The organism is Streptomyces sp. NPDC059875, assembly GCF_042731085.1.
Classification (GTDB): Bacteria; Actinomycetota; Actinomycetes; order Streptomycetales; family Streptomycetaceae; genus Streptomyces.
The window spans coordinates 30,122-49,273 of sequence record NZ_JBHWJZ010000015.1 but is presented as its reverse complement, the minus strand read 5'-3'; the positions used below and the strand labels follow the sequence as shown (position 1 = coordinate 49,273).

At 71.7% G+C, this 19,152-nt stretch carries 16 protein-coding genes and 1 pseudogene; 8 read left to right on the top strand and 9 right to left on the bottom strand.

Going from position 1 to position 19,152, the window contains the following annotated elements; translation table 11 throughout:
* Position 1: 1 nt before the first annotated feature.
* The 7 genes and pseudogenes from ACFV9D_RS19760 to ACFV9D_RS19730 all read right to left on the bottom strand — a co-directional run bounded on the left by ACFV9D_RS19760 (position 2) and on the right by ACFV9D_RS19730 (position 8,687).
* Positions 2-601 (bottom strand): iron transporter, encoded by a 600-nt coding sequence (locus ACFV9D_RS19760; RefSeq protein WP_385147430.1) that lies wholly within the window; start codon positions 599-601, stop codon positions 2-4.
* Positions 602-890: 289 nt separating this feature from the next.
* Positions 891-1,265, bottom strand: a pseudogene (locus tag ACFV9D_RS19755) (endonuclease/exonuclease/phosphatase family protein); the annotation flags it as partial.
* A gap of 61 nt (positions 1,266-1,326) precedes the next feature.
* On the bottom strand, positions 1,327-2,577 hold the full coding sequence (locus ACFV9D_RS19750; RefSeq protein ID WP_385147428.1) for a type III PLP-dependent enzyme: 1,251 nt from the start codon (positions 2,575-2,577) through the stop codon (positions 1,327-1,329).
* Positions 2,574-4,391, bottom strand: a complete 1,818-nt coding sequence (locus tag ACFV9D_RS19745; protein ID WP_385147425.1) for an IucA/IucC family protein — start codon at positions 4,389-4,391, stop codon at positions 2,574-2,576. The genes ACFV9D_RS19750 and ACFV9D_RS19745 overlap by 4 nt, the downstream gene beginning before the upstream one ends.
* Positions 4,391-5,590, bottom strand: a complete 1,200-nt coding sequence (locus ACFV9D_RS19740; protein WP_385147727.1) for an MFS transporter — start codon at positions 5,588-5,590, stop codon at positions 4,391-4,393. The genes ACFV9D_RS19745 and ACFV9D_RS19740 overlap by 1 nt, the downstream gene beginning before the upstream one ends.
* Positions 5,591-5,682: 92 nt before the next feature.
* On the bottom strand, positions 5,683-7,494 hold the full coding sequence (locus ACFV9D_RS19735) for an IucA/IucC family protein (protein ID WP_385147423.1): 1,812 nt from the start codon (positions 7,492-7,494) through the stop codon (positions 5,683-5,685).
* Positions 7,491-8,687: an acetyl-CoA carboxylase biotin carboxylase subunit family protein gene (locus ACFV9D_RS19730; RefSeq protein WP_385147420.1), complete on the bottom strand. Its 1,197-nt coding sequence runs from the start codon at positions 8,685-8,687 to the stop codon at positions 7,491-7,493. The genes ACFV9D_RS19735 and ACFV9D_RS19730 overlap by 4 nt, the downstream gene beginning before the upstream one ends.
* 256 nt (positions 8,688-8,943) lie before the next feature.
* Between ACFV9D_RS19730 and ACFV9D_RS19725 the strand changes: the two genes are divergently transcribed.
* Positions 8,944-9,822: a (2Fe-2S)-binding protein gene (locus ACFV9D_RS19725; RefSeq protein WP_385147417.1), complete on the top strand. Its 879-nt coding sequence runs from the start codon at positions 8,944-8,946 to the stop codon at positions 9,820-9,822.
* 100 nt (positions 9,823-9,922) lie between these two features.
* On the opposite strand, the gene ACFV9D_RS19720 is transcribed toward ACFV9D_RS19725, so the two are convergent.
* Entirely contained in the window at positions 9,923-10,945 is a 1,023-nt protein-coding gene (locus ACFV9D_RS19720; protein ID WP_385147414.1) for an ABC transporter substrate-binding protein, read from the bottom strand.
* Positions 10,946-11,090: 145 nt separating this feature from the next.
* Between ACFV9D_RS19720 and ACFV9D_RS19715 the strand changes: the two genes are divergently transcribed.
* The 7 genes from ACFV9D_RS19715 to ACFV9D_RS19685 all read left to right on the top strand — a co-directional run bounded on the left by ACFV9D_RS19715 (position 11,091) and on the right by ACFV9D_RS19685 (position 18,583).
* On the top strand, positions 11,091-12,155 hold the full coding sequence (locus ACFV9D_RS19715) for a FecCD family ABC transporter permease (RefSeq protein WP_385147411.1): 1,065 nt from the start codon (positions 11,091-11,093) through the stop codon (positions 12,153-12,155).
* Complete coding sequence (locus ACFV9D_RS19710; RefSeq protein ID WP_385147408.1) at positions 12,152-13,234, top strand: FecCD family ABC transporter permease; 1,083 nt, start codon at positions 12,152-12,154, stop codon at positions 13,232-13,234. Before ACFV9D_RS19715 ends, ACFV9D_RS19710 begins: the two co-directional genes overlap by 4 nt.
* 1 nt (position 13,235) lies before the next feature.
* Entirely contained in the window at positions 13,236-14,075 is an 840-nt protein-coding gene (locus tag ACFV9D_RS19705) for an ABC transporter ATP-binding protein (protein WP_385147405.1), read from the top strand.
* Between the two features lie 194 nt (positions 14,076-14,269).
* Positions 14,270-14,749, top strand: coding sequence for a bacterioferritin (bfr, locus tag ACFV9D_RS19700; protein WP_385147402.1), 480 nt, complete (start codon positions 14,270-14,272; stop codon positions 14,747-14,749).
* 129 nt (positions 14,750-14,878) lie between these two features.
* Positions 14,879-15,940 (top strand): iron ABC transporter substrate-binding protein, encoded by a 1,062-nt coding sequence (locus ACFV9D_RS19695; RefSeq protein ID WP_385147399.1) that lies wholly within the window; start codon positions 14,879-14,881, stop codon positions 15,938-15,940.
* Positions 15,941-15,984: 44 nt separating this feature from the next.
* Positions 15,985-17,508, top strand: coding sequence for an ABC transporter permease (locus ACFV9D_RS19690; protein WP_385147396.1), 1,524 nt, complete (start codon positions 15,985-15,987; stop codon positions 17,506-17,508).
* 1 nt (position 17,509) lies between these two features.
* Positions 17,510-18,583: an ABC transporter ATP-binding protein gene (locus ACFV9D_RS19685; protein WP_385147393.1), complete on the top strand. Its 1,074-nt coding sequence runs from the start codon at positions 17,510-17,512 to the stop codon at positions 18,581-18,583.
* Between the two features lie 109 nt (positions 18,584-18,692).
* Here ACFV9D_RS19685 and ACFV9D_RS19680 read toward each other — a convergent pair whose 3' ends face one another.
* Positions 18,693-19,031 (bottom strand): DUF427 domain-containing protein, encoded by a 339-nt coding sequence (locus ACFV9D_RS19680; protein WP_385147390.1) that lies wholly within the window; start codon positions 19,029-19,031, stop codon positions 18,693-18,695.
* Between the last annotated feature and the right edge of the window lie 121 nt (positions 19,032-19,152).

The window sequence follows — 19,152 nt, the reverse complement described above, 5'->3', positions numbered from 1 at the left end:
CTCAGTTCTCGTTCTTCAGCGCCACGTCGGGGAACGTGACGGTGACGGGCGCGCTGAGCGAGGGCTTCTCGTCACTCGCGCCATGTCGCAGGAACGTCGGAGGCTGCAGTGTGGCGCGCAGCGTGTACGTGCCGGCCTTGGGGATGGAGAAGTTGTTGGCGTAGTGGAAGAACGTGGCGTGGTAGAAGTTCAGGTCCTGGGCCTGGACGACCTTGCCGGAGCCGTCGACGACTTCGAGCCTGATCGGCACGTCGGGGACGATGCGGCCGGTCGCGGCCTCCATCGGGATGATCTCGATGTGGTGCGTCTCGCCCTTCGCCGGCTCGCGGTTGACGAGCTTGCCGTGGGCGCCGTGCTCGCCCTGGAACCAGGGTTCGGCCGCCTCGACGATGTACCCGACGCGGTAGTCGCCGGCCGTCGTCTGTCCGCCTCGCTCGGCGATCTCCTTCTCGAGCACCGTGTACTGCTCCACCACGCCGGCGGGCACACCCTGCTGGGCGGGTGCCTTGTTGGGGGCGTCCTCTGCCGTGCTGCCGCAGGCGGTCAGGAGGAGCCCGACAGGGAGGGTGAGGAGGAGGGGGCGCAGGGCAGGTCTTGGCATGGCTGATTTCTTCCCATTCGAGGTTAGGTAAGCCACACCTAAGTGGTTCCTGTGTGTCCGCGTCAAGCTGTCTCGCCATGCGAGCATCACCACCTCTGGGTGGGTTGACTTGGGCCATTCGGATATGAAAGAAGGTTGAAGAAGTCTCACTGGGGCGGCACCTATCGCCGAGTCCCACAGGTCTGTTTCCGGCCACTCGACATCGATGTCGCAGTGCCTGCCGAACGCCAAGGGGCCGGGTGCGGCGTGTGCCGCAGGCCCCGTGGTGGAGCGTCGGGCGTCTGGGGGTCAGGCGCACGACCTGCGGGTCGTGGTCACTGGCCTGGTCGGCGAACTCGGCGTTGATGTGGACGATGTCGTATGCGTACGACGTCAGGGCGGGGCTGGTCAGGATGTGGTCCAGGGCTTGGGAGTTGCCCTGGTAGACGTACGTGTACCGCTCGCCGGCCGGGAGCGAGCCGGCCAGCGGGGTGCGGACGCTGCCGCTGGTGAGCGTGGACATGGTGCCGGAGAACTCGAAGTCGTTGAGGTCGCCGAGGACGACGACACGGGCCGAGGACTGCACGGCGAGCAGGTGCTTGACGAAGGTGTTCACCTGCCCGGCCTGTTGGCCGCGCTGGGTCTCCGAGGAGCGCGTCGGCGGCTGGAAGCGGGAGTGCAGGGGCGGCCCGGACGGCGAGGGACGGGTGCGCCTGCTGGTGAACGCACCCGGCCGACTGCCTCCTTCAGATACCCGGGCTCGATCGCATGCGTTGCTCCGCAGTGACGAAGTGGAAGCCGGGCCGCGGGTGCATCAGGAAGTCGTGGTGCGAGATGTTCCAGGCGTAGGCGCCTGCGAGCCCAAAGGCCACCCGGTCGCCGGCCCGCAGGCCGGGCGCGGCCACGTTCCTGGACAGCAGGTCCTTGGGGGTGCAGAGCTGGCCGGTGAGGGTGACCCGCTCTGTACCGGCGGCCGGCCTCGGCCAGGGGTGGGGCCACTCGCTCACGGGAACGATGCTGCAGGGCTGGTCGTGGCCCTTGGTCGCCGGGGTGCGCATGTGGTGGGTGCCGCCGCGGACCACGGCGAACTCCTCGCCGTGGCTGTGCTTCACGTCCAGCACCTCGGTGGCGTACCAGCCGCAGTAGGCGGTGAGCGAGCGGCCCGGCTCGATGCGCAGGGTGAGGTCCGCGTGCGCGCCGGTGAGCCGGCCGAGGCCCGCCCCGTACGCCGTCCAGTCGAAGCGACGCTCCGGGGCGGCATAGTCCACGCTCATGCCGCCCCCCACGTTGACCTCGGCGATCCGGACCCGGTGGCGGGTGGCGAGGTCGGCGGCCCAGGTGACGACCGATCCGGCGACCGCCAGCTGTTCCGGGGCGTCGAGGCCACTGGCCAGGTGGGCGTGCACGCCGAGCAGCCGGAGCTGCGGGTAGGTACCGTCGGTGAGCAGGCGGACGGCCGTGTCGGCCTCGGCCGGGTCGAGTCCGAAGGGAGTTGGACGGCCGCCCATGGCCAGCGAGCTGCCTTCGAGGGAGGCGGCGGCCAGCGGGAGGTTGAAGCGGAGCAGGACTCCGGGGCGAGCCGGGCGGCCGGTCGTCCAGGGGGCGGTGCGCGCGGCGAGAGCGGCCAGCATGTGGAGTTCGTGCAGGCTTTCGACGTGGAACCGCTCGACGCCCAGTTCGAGGGCGGTCGTGAGCTCCGCCGGGGTCTTGCCCGGGCCGCTGAAGGCCAGCGGGCGGCCCGGCACCCCCTTGGCCACGTGGGCGAGTTCGCCGCCGGAGGAGACCTCGTAGCCGTCGACGTACGGGCCGAGGGCGGCCAGGATCTCCGCCTCCGGGTTGGCCTTGGCCGCGTAGTACAGCTCGACCCGCTCCGGGAGGGCGGCCCGTACGGTGGCGGCGTGCTCGCGCAGCGACGTCATGTCGTACAGGTAGGCCGGAAGTTCGCCGCTGTCGAGGGAGAGCAGGCGCTCGCGCACCGCGGGGGTCGGGGTGGTCATCGGGCGCTCCCTGTGTCGTGGGCGTCATCGTCGCCGGCCTGGTGCCGCAGTACCTGGGACAGCACGTCCTCGGTGAGCGGGGAGGCGAGCCGGACGTAGCCGGCATCGCGGTCGGCCTTGCGCTCCCAGCGGGTGAGCAGGTTTGCCTTGGCGGGCAGTGGCACCCCGGCCAGCAGGGCGGCGAGGCGCGGCGGGCAGCCGTGCCGGTCGGCGTACGCATGGATGGTGGAGCGGACCTGTGCCCACAGCGCGGCCTCGGACTGCGGGTGCAGGTCGGCGAGGGTGGCGAGCATCTCGGCGATGTGGTTGACGAGCAGGCAGTACACGACCCGGTCCCAGCCGCGCTGGGCGTCGTACGTCATCGGGACCGCGACCTCGGCCGGCAGGGCGGCGAGAAGGTCCGCGTGCTGCTCGGGGACGAGCTTGGTGCCTTCCAGGTCGCGGTAGAGGACCTGGGCCGGCATGCCTTCCTCGTCGACGCAGACGACGACGTTCTGCAGGTGCGGTTCGAGTACGAGTCCGTGGTCGAAGTACGCGGCCAGGACCGGTGGGACCAGCAGCTTGAGGTAGGCCGTCCACCAGTCGAGGGCGGTCTGGGCGGAGGCGTCTGCGAGCAGGCGTGAGATGTGCCCGGGGCCGGTGGGGTACTCGTCGGCGACGGCGGCGGCGAGCAGCGGGGTGGTGCCGGGCATGAGCCGGGCGGGCAGACCCTCCCGGATGATGACGCCGAAGCCTTCGAGGAGGGACCGGTCCGGGGTGCCGTCGGGGCCTGGCAGGGCGATGCTTCGGTAGGCGGGCTCGCGCAGCACGGCGGTGCCGGGGAAGCGGGTCTCCAGGTCGGCGAGGACCGGAGCCAGCAGGCGAGTCAGGGCGACCGCGCCGGAGAGTTCGTAACTCGCGTTCTTGCGCAAGCAGTTGGTGATGCGAATGTTGAGGCTGAACTTCAGGAAGGTGTCTCCGTCGTACAGCGTGCGCACCGAGGCGGTGGCGGCGAAGGGCTTGCCGTCCGCGCCCAGGTCCAGGATGTCGCCGCGATCGAACGCCGCGCGCAGCTGCGGGTGTTCGCGCAGCATCTCGTACTGCCACGGATGCGCGGGCACGAGCCGGTAGCCCTCGGGGACGTCGGCACGGAGCCGGTCGAGCGCCTGTGCCGCTCCCTCGGTGGCGGTCTCCTGCGCGATCAGGTGCTCGCGGACGGCGAGGTGGCGCAGTGGGAAGGAAGCGCCGGTCTCGGGCGCGTACGCGAGCCAGGAGGCGGTGTCGCCGGTACGGGCCTTGGGGGTGGGGTGGAAGCGGTGGCCGAAGACGAGGGACTGCTCGGACTCCAGGTAGGCGGCGAGCCCGTCGCCGTCCCCGACCACGGTGTCCGTCGCGGGCCGGTCGGCGCGTACGGCGAGCGCGGCCGAGACGGCCTGGTGGCTGGAGGCGATCTGCTCCTGGAACTCCTCGTTGCGTACGTCGGTCCGCAGGGCCAGTTCGCCCTGGACGTACTCGGCGAGGCGGCTCCAGCCGACCTCGGCCCAGCCGCCGGCCTGCTGCTCTCGCACGGGCCCGGTGAACCGGTGCGCGCCCAGCAGCGACGTGCGGCGCAGGGCGACGCGCAGCAGCACCCCGCGGCGGGGCAGCCACAGCATCAGGTGGCCGTCCGCCACTGCCGTCTGGTGTTCCGGTCCGGACAACTCGCGCAGCAGGCAGTTCAGGAGGGTGTGGGCGACCGCCTCGGCGGCCGTGGGCAGCCCGGCCGGGACGGCGGAAGGGGCGACGGCGACGCAGGTGGCGGGTAGGGCGGTACCGATTGCATCGGTCAGAGACATCAACGGCTCCAGCGGGTGCGGAGAGAGCGGGGGGAGCGAGGGTTCAGGGCCGGAAGGGCCGTCACGCAGACGGTGACCAGCGCCACGGCCGTCCCGGTCAGGACGGGCGCGGATGGCCCGTACAGGCTGTTGCCCGCGGCGGCGGCCACGCCGGCGACGACCGCGCCGCCCTTGGAGAAGAACTCGATCGAGCCGAACAGCCCGCCCGGGGCCCGGCCCTTGGCACAGTCGGAGGCCATCACGGCGAGGCAGACGAGGCCGAGGGTGAGGCCCGCGCCCAGCAGCAGCCGGACAGCGACCAGGGTCGCGAGCGAGTGGGCCAGTCCGTGCCCGGCCAGCCCGAGGGCTATGCAGGCGAAGCCGAGCGCCACGCCGAGGCGGGGACGCCGGTGGAAAGCCGAGTGCACCCCCATCGCCACGGCGAGATAGCACAGGTGGGGCAGGGCGAAGAGGATGCCGGAGACCACCGGAGAGGTGCCCGGTATGCGTTCCGCGATCAGAGAGATCAAGTACGGGAAGGAGATGACAGTGGAGAAGACGAACGCGAACTCCAGACCGTACAGGCCGCGCAGGGAGGTGGTGTGCTCGGTGCGGGCCTCCTCGTCCTGGGCTGCCGCTGCGGGCGTGGGTTCGACGGCCGCCGGCGTACGGGGCTTGTCCCGCGCGCCGCGGGATTCCGGCAGCGCGGCGATCAGCAGCGCGGCCGTCAGCGGCAGGACGGCCAGCAGGGCGTACTGGCGGTGCGGGGACAGCCAGGGCGAGAGGCTGCCCACCACGATCGGGGCGAAGACCAGGGCGGCGCGGGCGGCGCCCTGCATCAGGGTGAGGGCTCGGGACAGCTCCGGTCCCTCCAGCGCGGCGCCCAGGTAGCCGTTGGAGGCGGCGAAGGTGCCGCCGAGGATGCCCTGGAGCACCAGGGCCACGGTGAAGGCGGCGATCGAGTCGGCCCAGCCGGCCAGCAGGAAGGACACCGTCAGGCCCAACTGGGCCCGCAGCAGCAGTCGTTTGCGGCCGAACCGGTCGGCGAGCCGCCCCCACAGCGGAGCGCCGACGGCAGCGAAGACGGTGGGAACGATGTAGAGCACCCCGGCCCAGCTCGCGTCGCGGTCGCCGAGCCCCGGGAGGATCTCGGTGAGGAAGGGCGGCAGGCCGAGCGCGGCGAAGGAGGCCACGAAATAGCAGCCGGCGACCGCGTGCACCTGCCTGCGGCCGAGGGCCGGTCTGGGCTCGGGGGCGGCCGAGGAGGGCGGGCCGGCGACCGCCGCGCGCCGGACCGGGGGAGCGCTCGCGCTCACTGCGAACCCTCCGCCCGCAGCAGGTAGTTGGGGCCGGTTGTGTAGTGCTTGTTGATGTCTGCGGCGCCCGAGCGTTCCTTGCTGAGCAGGGTTCCGGCGCTGACCATCGCCTTGACGGGCAGCTGTGGGGCGTCCAGGACCTGGGCGCGCAGCGTGCCGCCCGGCTCGCCCGGTCCGGTCCCCAGCCGTTCGACCGCCTCGGCGAGCCGGTCGCGTACGAGGTCCAGCAAGATCCCGGCTGCCGCGCGGCCGTGCCGGGCCAGCCCGAAGGCGTACGAACCGGCGCACAGGTGCAGGGTGATCGTGGTGAACATGTCGGTGAGTGGGCGGTCGTCGTCGCACAGGACGCGGGCGTCGTCGAAGTCGAGCGGGGTGTCGGCGCCGAGCGTCGCGTGTACGCGGGCGGCGTTGACGCGCGGGCTGTCGTCGTCCTTGAGCAGCAGCCGCACGCGGGTGTCACCGGCCGGACCGTGGTCGAGGACGAGGGAGACGTTCTGTTGGTGCGACTCCAGGGCGATGCCGTAGCCGAACAGGGTCGTCTGCCAGTCGAGGAGCAGCCGGAGGCAGGCGTCGAGCAGGGCGATCGGGTCGCCGCCGTGGAACCGGTCGGCGAGGTGGTCGATCACCAGCCGGCCGCCGGGGGCTTCGGCGAGCAGTGCGGCGAGCGGGGTGACGACGGCGTCGTCGAGCCCGGCCGGGTAGCGGCGGCAGAGCGCGGCGAGGAGCTCGTGACCGGCGTGGGCGTAGACGGTCTCGTCGGCGTGCAGGATCGAGCCCTGGAACCGCGGTTCGCGTGCGATGACGGCTTCCAGCAGGCGCTGGCCCGCGACCCCGTCGCGCAGGAAGCCGGGCCGGATGATCCGGCGGTTGCGCAGTCCCAGGGTGGCGGTGGCCATCGGGACCTTGATGTGCAGGGTGGGGTCGTCGGTGACGGCGACCGTACGCATGGAGAGTGTGGGGACGACGTCCAGGTAGGGGCGCTCGGCAAGGACGGCCCGGTCGGCCAGGCCCGCGGCGCTCAGTGCCTCGCGCAGCGGTGCGCCGACGGTGAGCGGGTGGACGGGGAGAGCGAGGTGGCTGTGGTCGAGTTCGGGCAGGCCGAGCGCGGCCGGGGTGGGCCAGGCGGCGGGCAGTGCGGCTGGGCCGCCCGCCACGGTGAGGTCCTGGTGCGGCACGGCGATCCAGCGCAGCGGGAAGCGCGGGTGGAACTCGGGTGCGTGGGCCCGCAGTTGGTCCTCGTCGAGGCCGGAGCGGCCGCGTGCGGTGGGGTACACCGGGTGGTCGAGGCGCGCGGCGAGGGTGTCGTGGGCGAGCCCGCCCGCGAGGCCGGTCCAGTCGGCGGGGTCGGTGCCGTGTTCGGCGGCCAGGGTGGCGGCGACCTCGTCCCGGGTGCGGGAGTGCAGACGCATCGTCGCGAGGGTCTGGCGACACTCCTCGGCGAAGGCGTCGAAGCCTCCCCGGTCGGCGGGGTCGGCGAGCGCGCTCAGGGCCCCGAGGACCTCGTCGTGGGTGGTCAGTTCGCGGCCGTCCGACTCCCGGGCCAGAAGGGGCAGCCGGGCGGCGTACACACTCTGGTAGCCGTCCTCGACGACGGGGAGGAGCAGGGCGTCGCCGGCGTCGGCGGACAGCCGCAACCAGAGCCCGTCCGCACGGTCGACGGGCGTGGTGCGGGTGCGCAGACCGACTACGTCCTCCCGTAGGAGCGCACCGAGGACGCGGAGCAGGAGCTCCGCTTCGGTGGTGTCGGTGTCGGCGTCGGTCTCGTTGTCGGTGTGGGTGGCGGTGGCGGCCGAGGCGGCCGTGCTCACGGAGCGATCTCCCAGCGCTGGGCCGCGAGGTAGTCGGCGGCGACGCGCTCGACGGTCTTCTGGTCCGTGTCCTGGCCGACCGCGCGCAGTACTCCGATGTAGTCGCGGTTGGTGTGGTGGAGCTCGTGTCGCTCCCCCAGCGCGCGCAGCGGCCGGTACGTCAGCTCGACACCGTCCACGACGAGGTCGGCGGCCTCGGGCGCGGCCGTGAGGGTGCCGGCGCTCTGGGCGCAGGGGTAGTCGACGACGGCGGCGCCGTCCGTGCGTGTGCCCAGGTCGGCGGGCAGCGGCTCCCCCAGGTGGGTACGGAGGATGTGCTCGAAGAGCGGGATGTTCAGCAGCCGGGTGAGGAGCAGGTCCATCTGGTCGCCGATGGCCCGGTAGTTGACCTCGATGATGCGGGCGCGGCCGTCGTGCACGACGAATTCGGTGTGGCAGACGCCGAATCCGACGCCGAGGGCGTCGAGCTGGGCGAGGACCTGCTCGACCACCGGTTCGGGGTGGGCGGGGACGTGGACCAACCGTTTCTCGATGAAGTACGGGGGTGCGGACAGCTGAGTGTGGAAGCCGCTCAGTACGTGGCGGACGTGTCCGTCGCCGAGAGTCTCCAGGGTGTAGAGCTCGCCGGCCAGGTACTCCTCGAGCACCAGGGGCGCCAGCGGGCGGCGCGTCTGGATCTCCTTGCAGCGCAGGACGAGGTCCTCGGGGCCGTCGACCAGCACCACGTCCTCGCTGGCCACGCCTTCCCGGGGCTTGACCACGCACGGGTACGGCACGTCGAGGGCGGTGAGCCCGGCCGGGTCCTGACCGGCGGCCAGCTCCGTCGACCACACCGCGTCGAGTCCGCTCGCGGCGAGGTGGCGGCGCATCTGGGCCTTGTCCTTGACGCGCAGCGCCGTCCGCCAGTCCTTGGCCGGGAGGCCGAAGTAGTCGGCGGCCAGGGCCGCCTGGGTCTGGAGGTGATCGCTGTTGGTGAACACCGCGTCGGGCGTGTGGTGGGTCGATATCCGGGTGATGACCGCGCGGAAGTCGCGTACGTCGCACTCCAGGATCTCGATGTCCGAACCTGCCTGGCGGTGGGCCTCGGGTTGGTCGGTGAGGACGGTGACGTCGAGGCCGAGTCGGGCCGCGGCGGGGAGGAACCCCTCGGTGACCGAGTCGGTGGGGTTGAGCGCGAGCAGGTACAACCGCATGGGTTGAGCGCCTTCCGGATCCTGAGCAGTGGGGGTGGGGTGAGTGGGGTGGGGCGCTGTTTCAGGCACGCCTCAGCGCCGACGGATTCCGGAATCCGCCAGTGAAGATCACCTTAGGTTAGCCAACCCTTAGCTTCAACTGGCCTTCAGGGTATGCGACATGGCGAGGAGGCGTGATCGCTGATCGCTGGGCTAAGGTAAGCCTTACCTACTCTCCTCCTGTCGGAGTTTCCGTGCAGCACCTGATCGAGAACCGATGACCACGGCCCCCCGCATCGCGTTGCCCAAGCGTCCTGCCCTGGGCGCTGCTGCCACGCTCGCTCGGACCTACGGTCGCCTCGCGGCCGTCTGTGAGGCGCTGGACGTTCGGGTGGCCACGGCCGGTGCACGGCCCGGACGGTGGGTCGACGGCGCGGAACTGGGGGAGTCGTCGGAACCGGGCGAGAGTCAAGAGGCCCTGGACGCCTTCCTCGCCGCCGAGGCCGCCCGTATCCGGGCGGGACACGGGCATGATCCGCGCCCCGACGTCGCCGCGTCGTGCGCGCTGCACGACTACCTCTGGTCCGTCAGCCTGCTGATGAGCGGCGCCTGGTACCTGGAGCGGCGTGTATCGCGCATCCGCCCGCAGGAGGTGCGCGTGGACCTCTCGACGGGCGCGTTCGAGATCGTTCCGGGGGCCGGATTCGTCTGCCTGCCCGGCGATCCGGCGGCGCACCTGCCGGGCGCCCGCGTGGTGGCCGACGAGGAGGCGCTGCGCGCGGAGGTGCGCGCGGCCGTCGCCGATCACGTACGGCCGCTGCTGGCCGCCATCGGGCCGCGGGTCCGGCGCCGGGACCGGGCCCTGTGGGGCGTGGTCACCGACGACCTCGTCTCCGGGATCTGGTACCTCGGACGCGCCCTCGGCCAGGAGGACCGGGCCGTACGGGAGGCGACCGATGTGCTCCCGACCGCCATCGGGCCCTTCCCTGGTGGCGCCGACTTCAGGCGGCTGGCGGGCCGCGACGGGCAGTTGCACCCGACCCGCACCCGGCTCGGCTGTTGCATGTACTACACCCTGGACGCGGCCCGGGCCTGCGCGACCTGCCCCCGGACCTGCGACGCGGAACGGCTGCGCCGGATCGAGGGCGAGAGCTGAGCGAGCCCCGCACTCTCCGCCATCCACACCCAAGGCCGGCCCCGGCTGTGTACTTCATCAGTACGCCACCGGGGCCGGGCCGTTGGGTAGGTGGTGCCGCCTACTTGGCGGGGTCCACCTGGAAGGTCTTGGCCAGGTCGTCGAGGACCACGTCCGCGCCCTGGAGGGAGACCGAGGTCATCCACATGGCGTCCTCGACCTCGTGAACCTGGTTCTTCTGGACCGCGTTCAGGCGCTTCCACAGCGGGTTGGCGAGGAACTTCTTCTTGCGCTCCTCACCGCCGGAGAAGGTCGTCACGAAGATGTGGTCGGCGTCCGCCTGCGCGATCTGCTCCTCGCTGATCTCGATGTTGAACTCCTTCGGGTCCTGCTGGTTGGCAGGCCGCGCGAGCCCCGCGTCCTTCAGGATGATGCCGCTGAAGGTGGCAGGCAGGTAGATGCGCGTGGGGCCGTCGAGGAAGCGGACCACCGAGAAGGTCGCCGGCGACTTGCCGTCCTTGCCCTTGGTCTTGGCGTTGATCGCGTCACCGATCTTCTTGGCGCGCGTCTCGTACGCCGTGAGCTTGGCCTTGGCCTGCTCCTCCTGACCCAGTGCCTGGCCGAGGAAGGTGACGTTCTCCTTCCAGATCGGGCCGGTGGTCTTGACGAAGACGGTCGGCGCGATCTTGCTCAGCTGGTCGTAGAGGTCCGCGTGGCGGACGGTCGCCGACACGATGAGGTCCGGCTTGAGCGCGGCGATCTGCTCCAGGTTCGGACTGTCGAGCGGGCCGACGTCCTTGGTCTCCTTCACCGCGTCACCGAGGTAAGGGGGGAAGCCCTTCTGGTCGCGGTAGGATCCGATGCCGCCGACCAGCGGCGCGTCGAGCGCGACTACGGCCTCGACCAGGCTGTTGTCCAGCGCCACCACGCGCTTGGGCTTGGCCTTGATCTCGGTCTTGCCCTTGTCGTGGGTGATCGTGCGCGGGAAGCCGGCCGACTCTTCGGCTGCCGACTTCGACGACTCGGCGGCCGGCTTCTTGTCGTCGCTGCTGCCGCCGCAGGCGGCCAGCGAGAGGGCCAGGGCTGCCGTGAGCACGGCAGCGGCGATCCGGCCCGGCCGGCGACGCTGAGTGAAGGTGTTCATCGGTTGTCAGTTCTCCAGAGGGAACACAAAATCTTAGGTAAGCCTTGCCTGGGTAAACGCGCTGTGAAGAGTAGCGGCTCTGCGTGGCCAGATCCAGACGGGGGTGCCGGGGCAAGGTGAGTTAGGCGTCCCTTACCTTGTGTGGGTGTCTCTGAAGCCCGTCACCGCCGACGCCCTCGCGGTCCCCGCCCCAACCGTCCCGCCACCTCGACGAGTTCTCCCCCGAACCTTGGTGCTCACGGCGCTTCTCGCCACTGTGGCCGCCATGGTCTGCGCCTCCCTGGCGATCGGAACCAAGGCCGTGCCGCTCTCCGACGTCCTGGCAGCGATAGCCGGCAGCGACGCCGGCGACGCCGTAGTGGTCCGCGAACTGCGCATGCCCCGCACCTTCCTGGGGCTGCTGGTCGGCCTTGCGCTGGGTGCCGCGGGCGCGGTGGCCCAGGACATCACCCGTAATCCGCTCGGCGACCCCGGTCTGATCGGCATCAGCGCGGGCGGCTCGTTCGCGGTCGCCGCGAGCATCGGCATGCTGGGGCTGACGAGTTCCTACCAGTACATTTGGTTCGCCTTCCTCGGCGGGGCGTTGGCCGGCCTCATCGCCTACGCAGTCGGCGGCACCGGCTACGGCGGCGCCACCCCCGCCAAACTCGCCCTGGCCGGCGCGGCCGTGACCGTACTGCTCGACGCGGGCACCAACACCCTGGTGCTGCTCGACGTGCGCACCCTGGACCAGTACCGGTTCTGGGCGGTGGGCTCCCTGGCCGGACGTGACGCGCAACTGGGGATGGAACTGCTCCCGTTCGTCGTCGTCGGACTCGCCCTCGCCCTCGGACTGAGCGGCCGGCTCAACGCCCTCGCCCTCGGCGACGACGTGGCCAGCTCGCTCGGCACCCCGGTCAAGTCCACCCGCGCCCTGGGCGCGCTGGCCGTGGTCCTGCTGACCGGCGCGGCCGTCGCCGCAGCCGGTCCCGTGACGTTCATCGGCCTGGTCGTCCCGCACGTCGTACGGGCGTTCACCGGGCCCGACGCCCGCTGGCTGGTGCCGTGTTCGGCACTGGGCGGGGCATCGCTGATGCTCGCCGCCGATGTGGTGGGCCGGATGGTGGCCCGTCCCGGCGAACTGGAGGCGGGTGTGGTGACCGCGCTGCTCGGCGCGCCGTTCCTCGCGCTGCTCGTCAAGCGCGGCAAGCTCACGGAGCACACCCGATGAGCACGATGAGCCGTCAGAAGACCGTGCGGCTGCTGAGGATCGAGGCCGGACCGGTCGGCGTGGCCGTGCGGCCCCGGGTCGCGCTCGTGGCCCTCGCCCTCGTCCTGGCCGGGTTCGCGGGCCTGATCGCCTCCGTGTCGCTGGGTACGTTCGCGATTCCGGTCGGCGATGTACTGGGCGCGGTGCTGGGCACGGGCTCCGGCGCCGCCGACCTGATCGTCCACCAGCTCCGCCTGCCGCGCGCCCTGACCGCCCTGCTTGTGGGGGCCGCGTTCGGGCTGGCCGGCGCCGTGTTCCAGGCCGTCACCCGCAACCCGCTCGCCAGCCCGGACCTGATCGGCATCGCGGCCGGCTCCGGGGCCGGCGCGGTGGGCGCCATTTTCATCGGCGGAGTCACCGCGGCCGGCGCCGGCACCTTCGCGGCGGTCCCGTTCGGGGCGCTCGCCGGCGCCTTGCTGACCTCGATCGCCATCTACCTGCTGGCGTACCGGGACGGCACCATCACCGGCTACCGCTTCGTCCTCGTCGGCCTCGCCGCGAACGGCGCCCTGATCGCGCTGACCCGCTGGATGCTGGCCCGCGCCGACATCGACCAAGCGTCCCGAGCCATGGTGTGGCTGACCGGCAGCCTCAACGGGCGCGGCTACGAACACGTCCAGTGGGCCGGGCTTGCGCTGGTGGTGCTCCTGCCGTTGACCCTGGCGCTGGCCCGCCCGTACCAGCTGCTCCAGTACGACGACGACACCGCGCGGAGTCTCGGCATCCCGCTGCGGCACGCGCGGATCGCGCTGCTGGTCCTCGCCACGTGCCTCACCGCGCTGGCTACGTCGGCGGCCGGGCCGATCGCCTTCATCGCCCTGGGCGCCCCGCAGATCGCGCGGCGGCTCGCCGGGACCGCCGGTATCCCGCTGGTCACCAGCGCGTTGACCGGAGCGGTGCTTCTCATCCTCGCCGACCTCGCCGCGCGGCTCGTCCTCGCCCCGACCGAACTGCCCGTCGGCGTGCTCACCGGCGCCGTGGGCGCTCCGTACCTGCTGCTACTCCTCGCCCGTACCAACCGGGCCGGAAAGGGAGGCTGACATGACCGCCCCGCTGACCGAGACCCAGTCCGCCGGCATCTCGCCCACCGCGCTCCACGCGACCGGGCTGCGCCTGGGGTACGGCGACCGGATCGTCTCCGAGGACCTCGACCTCGCCATCCCGGCGGGCCAGGTGACCGCCCTGGTCGGCCCGAACGCCTGCGGGAAGTCCACCGCCCTGCGGGCCCTGGCCCGGCTGCTCAAGCCGGCCGGAGGCGCCGTCCACCTGGACGGCGAGGACATCGCGGGCCTGTCCGCACGGGAGTTCGCGCTGAGGCTCGCCCTGCTCCCGCAGAACCCCAGCGCGCCGGACGGCATCTCCGTACGCGACCTGGTGGCCCGCGGCCGTACCCCACACCAGCGGTGGTGGCGTCAGTGGTCCTCCTCCGACGAGGCCGCGGTGGACGCCGCCCTGGCGGCGACCGGTTCGGCGGAGCTGGCGACCCGCTCCATCGACGAACTGTCGGGCGGTCAGCGCCAGCGCGTCTGGATCGCGATGGCGCTGGCCCAGCACACTCCGGTGCTGCTGCTGGACGAGCCGACGACCTACCTCGACCTCGCCCACCAGGTCGACGTCCTCGAACTCGTCGCGGACCTCAACCGTACCGAGGGCCGCACCGTGGTGATGGTCCTGCACGAGCTCAACCTCGCCTGCCGCTACGCCGGGCATCTCATCGCCATGCGCGACGGCAAGGTGATCGCCGCCGGTCCGCCCTCCGAGATCGTCACACCGGATCTGGTCCACGAGGTCTTCGGCCTCCAGGCGACCGTCATCGAATGCCCGGTCGCCGGCACCCCCCTGGTCGTCCCGATGGGCGGCCGCCGCACCGAAATCGCCTGACGGCCCGGGGAGATCCAGGTCGTCATCGACCGGACCAGCCGCCCACCGGCCCCCACCGCCCTGATACCGGCCGGTAGGGGCGCTGGGCGTTGGGTGCCTCGGCGGGCAGGGGCTATCGTCGAAGGAGGGGTGGCCATAGAGTCCTGGGCCGACGCGAGGTGTGGCGGTGTCGGCCTCTCCGGAAGGGCGACGTCATGCAGGGCGACCCCGAGGTCCTTGAGTTCCTCAACGAGCAGTTGACCGCGGAACTGACCGCGATCAACCAGTACTTCCTCCATTCCAAGATGCAGGAGAGCTTCGGCTGGACGAAGCTCGCGGCGTACACGCGGCACGAGTCGTTCGACGAGATGAATCACGCGGAATCCCTGACCGACCGCATCCTCTACCTCGAGGGCCTGCCCAATTATCAGCGGCTCTTCCATGTGCGGGTGGGGCAGACGGTCACCGAGATGTTCCAGGTGGACCGCGAGGTCGAGGTCGAGGCGATCGACCGGCTCAAGCGCGGTATCGAGATCATGCGTGCCAAGGGTGACGTCACCTCGGCGAACCTCTTCGAAACGATCCTTGCCGACGAGGAGCACCACATCGACTACCTCGACGCACAACTGGAACTGGTCGAGAAGCTGGGTGAGCCCCTCTACATCGCGCAGCTGATCGACCAGCCTGAGAGCTGACCCGACCGCGCGCGATTCACCCGCGTGCCGCGCGCATCCGACCATCCTCTGCGTCTAAGGTTAGGCTGTCCTAATATAGGCGATATGCCCAATCTGTCGCCCGTCGACCGGCAGCGGAGGAGTGGGATCGTGGGTACCCCCGGAGTGCGGCGCGTCATTGCCGCGACCTGCGGCGGTCTGCTGGCCCTGGGGGTTACGGCGTGCGGATCGGCGGACGGTGACCAGACGGAAGCCGGCCCCGCCGCCGGCTCCGACAAGAAGATCACCGTGTACAGCGGCCGGAGCGAATCGCTGGTCAAGCCGGTGCTGGAAGACTTCCGCAAGGCCAGCGGGGTCACCGTCGAGGTGCGGTACGCCGATACCGCCCAGATGGCGGCCCAGCTGATGGAGGAGGGGGAGCGGAGCCCGGCGGACGTCTTCCTCGCCCAGGATGCCGGGGCCCTGGGCGCCGTGACGGCCAGGGGGCTGTTCGCCCCGCTGTCGGCCGAGGTGCTGGAGAAGGTGCCGGCGGAGTACCGGGCAGTGGGCGGCGAGTGGGTCGGGGTCACCGGTCGCTCACGCGTCATGGTCTACAACACCGACCAGGTGCCTGCGGCCGGTCTGCCGGAGTCGGTCTTCGAGCTGACCGAGCCCCAGTGGAAGGGCAAGGTCGGCGTCGCGCCGACCAACGGATCGTTCCAGGCGTTCATCACCGCGATGCGCGTGGAGCACGGCGACGAGAAGACCGAACAGTTCCTCGCGGGGCTGAAGGCCAACGACGCGCAGATCAGGGAGGGCAACGCACCCATCGTCGCCGACGTCGACTCCGGCAGGCTCGCCACGGGGCTCGTCAACCACTACTACGTCTACGAGCTGGCCAAGGAGAAGGGCACCACCGTCGACGCCCTGAAGGCGAAGAATCACTTCTTCCCGAACGCAGACATCGGCTCCCTCGTCAATGTCTCCGGCGTGGGCGTGCTCGACAGGTCCGCGGGGGATCCGGACGTGCGGGCCTTCGTCGACTATCTGCTGGGCCGCGAGGCGCAGACCTACTTCGCCGAGGAGACGTACGAGTACCCGCTGGTGGCCGGCGTCGACAGCGCGCCCGGCCTGCCCGAACTGTCCTCACTGAACGCGCCGGACATCGACCTGGGCGACCTGGCCGATCTGGAGACCACGATCAAGATGATCAAGGAATCGGGGCTGGTCTGAGCGTGCCGTCGTCGGCCCTCGCCCGACGTCGGGTGCGGCGACTGGTGCCGCGCCCGACGCTGGCGGCCGCCGCGACGCTCGCGGTGGGCGTCGCGCTCATCCCCTTGGCCTACCTGGGCGTGCGGGTCGGCGAGGTCGGCTGGGGCCGGATCACCGACGAGCTTTTCACGGCGCGCACCGCGGCATTGGCCGTCCGGAGCGTGGCGCTGGCGGCTGTCGTCACCCTGGCGTGCACCGCCATCGGGGTGGCCGCGGCCTTCCTGGTCACCCGTACCGACGTACCGGCACGGCGGCTGTTCGGGGTGCTCGCGGCGCTGCCGCTCGCCGTCCCGAGTTACGTGGCCGCCTTCGCCTGGGTGTCCACCGTCGAGGACTTCGAGGGGTTCTGGGCCGCCGCACTCGTCCTCACGCTGGTCTCGTACCCGTACGTCTACCTGCCCGTCGCGGCCGCGCTGACCGGAGTGGACCCGGCACAGGAGGAAGCGTCGAGGTCGCTCGGGCGCGGCCCGTGGCGCACGGCCGCCCGCGTGACACTGCGCCAGGTACGCCCGGCGATGGGCGCGGGAGCGCTACTCGTCGCGCTCTACGTACTCTCCGACTTCGGCGCCGTCTCCATCGTCCGCGTCGACGTCCTCACCCGGGCCATCTTCACCTCGATCAACCTCGGCTTCGACCGCACCGGCGCACTCGTGCTCGCCACGGTCCTCGTCGCCCTCACCGCGCTCCTGCTCGTGGGCGAGCAGCTCACCCGGCGGCGCGGGGCCCGCTACGCCCGGCTCGGCGGCGGGGCGCCCCGTCCGCCGCCCCGACTGCGCCTGGGCCCGCTGCGCCGGCCGGCCGCGCTCGGCCTCACCGGTGTGATCGTGACGGCCCTCGGCGTGCCCGCGGCCAGCCTGCTCCGGTGGACCGTCGAGGGCGTCTCACGACCCGGGTCGCTCGCCGAACTCGCCATCGCGGCGCGCAACTCACTGGGCGTCGCCCTGCTCGGCACCGTCCTGACCGTGCTGCTCGCCCTGCCGGTCGGGCTGCTCACCGCGCGCGTACCGGGCCCGCTCGCCGTCGGCCTGGACCGCCTGGCCTATCTCTCGCACGCTCTGCCCGGCCTGGTCATCGGCCTCTCCCTGGTGTTCTTCGGCATCAACGTGGCCTACTCGCTCTACCAGACCGTATGGTTGCTCGCCCTGGCGTACGCGGCGCTCTTCCTGCCCCTCGCCGTCGCGGCCGTGGGAGCGGCCGCGGCCCAGGCGCCACCCGGCCTGGAGGAGGTCGCCCGCTCGCTCGGACGCGGGAGGGCCCACGTACTGCGCACGGTGACCGTCCCGCTGGCCGCACCCGGCATCGGCGCAGGGGCCGCGCTGGTCTTCCTCACCTGCATGAAGGAGTTGCCCGCCACCCTGCTGCTGCGCCCCACCGGGATGGACACCCTCGCCACCGGCCTGTGGACGCACACCTCTGTCGCCGCGTACGCCGCCGCCGCACCCTACGCCGCCTTGCTGGTGCTGATCGCGGCCGTGCCCACCTGGTGGTTGTCCGCGCGCACCGGAGTCCTCACCCGGGGAGGCGGCTGACATGGCAGAACTGCGCATCAGCGACGTCCGCAAAGCCTACGGCCGCATCCGGGCACTGGCCGGTGTGAACCTCACCGTCCGCTCCGGCGCCCTGACGGCCGTGCTCGGCCCCTCCGGCTCGGGCAAGACCACGCTGCTGCGCTGCATCGCCGGCTTCGAGGCACTGGACGAGGGCGAGATCCGCGTCGACGGTCGCCGAGTCGCCACCGCCGATACCTCGATGCCGCCCGAACGGCGGCGGATCGCGGTGGTCCCCCAGGAGGGCGCGCTCTTCCCACACCTGTCCGTTCTCGGCAACGTCGCCTACGGCCTTGACCGGGCCGCCCGCCGGGCCGGCAGGGTGGCCGCCGTGCTGGACCTGGTGGGCCTGTCCGGCTTCGAGGACCGGATGCCGCACCACCTCTCGGGCGGCCAGCAGCAGCGCGTCGCGGTCGCTCGCGCTCTCGCGCCCCGGCCACCGGTCGTCCTCCTCGACGAGCCCTTCAACGCACTCGACGCCGCGCTGCGGGCCGAACTCCGCCAGGACGTCTGGCAGGCCCTGCGCGCCGACGGCGCAACCGCCGTCCTCGTCACCCACGACCAGGCGGAGGCCCTTTCCATGGCCGACGAGGTCGCGGTCATGTGCGACGGCCGGATCGTCCAGAGCGGACCGCCCGAACTCCTCTACCACGCACCGGCCAACCCGTGGGTGGCCTCCTTCGTCGGCGACGCGGTCTGGCTGCCCGCCGTACTGGACGGCGACCGGGCCCGCACCCCGCTCGGCGCCCTCCCGGTCATCCACTCCGAAGGCGCCCTTCCGCCCGGCCCGCTGCGTGTGCTCCTGCGACCCGAGCAGATCACCCTCGCCCCGACCGGCACACCGGAGGGGGTCGCCGCGACCGTCGTACGGCGCGACTTCTACGGCCACGACGCGGTGCTCGCCCTGCGCCTGGCCGACGGCACCTCCGTGGCCGCCAGGATCTTCGACACGACCGTGGCCCCACCCGCCGTCGGCGACGAGGTCACCCTTCGCGTCCACGGCACCGCACGCCCCTACCCGCTCAGCGGACACCCGGATCCCCCTCGGGACGGCTGAGCCGACTCCGCGCGCCGCTCCGCCGTCGTCGTCAGGGAAGGCCCCGAGCCCGCCAACGACTCTCGTTGCCGACGTGAGGCCGAGAGCAGGGGCTGGTCTATGAGGGCGCTCACGTACTCCGGCGCGGTGACGCGGGGCGGGCGTCGGCGTCATCGTTCTCCGGCTCGCCCTCGACCCGAATCCCGCTCCAGAACGCGACGTGGTTCTTGATCCGGCGGGCGAACGGGCTCGGGTGCGGGTAGTACCAGGCCGCACTCCGGTTCGTGCGTCCGCCCACGGAGACGTCGTAGTACCGGGCGACGCCCTTCCAGAAGCACAGCGACCACGCCCTGGTCTCCGTGACGTACTCCCGGTACACGGTGTCGGGAGGGAAGTAGTGGTTGCCCTCGACGATCACGGTCCGCGGCGCTTCGGCGATCACGGTTCCTCGCCATACGGCTCGCAGCATGACGACACTCCTCGGCTCGTGAGACCAGGCTATGCCCGGCGAGCCCGGGCGCTCCGTGACCGCGCTCACCGTTCCCGTTCGACGGGCCGCCGGGCCCCGCATGTCCTGCCGCCTCCATCGC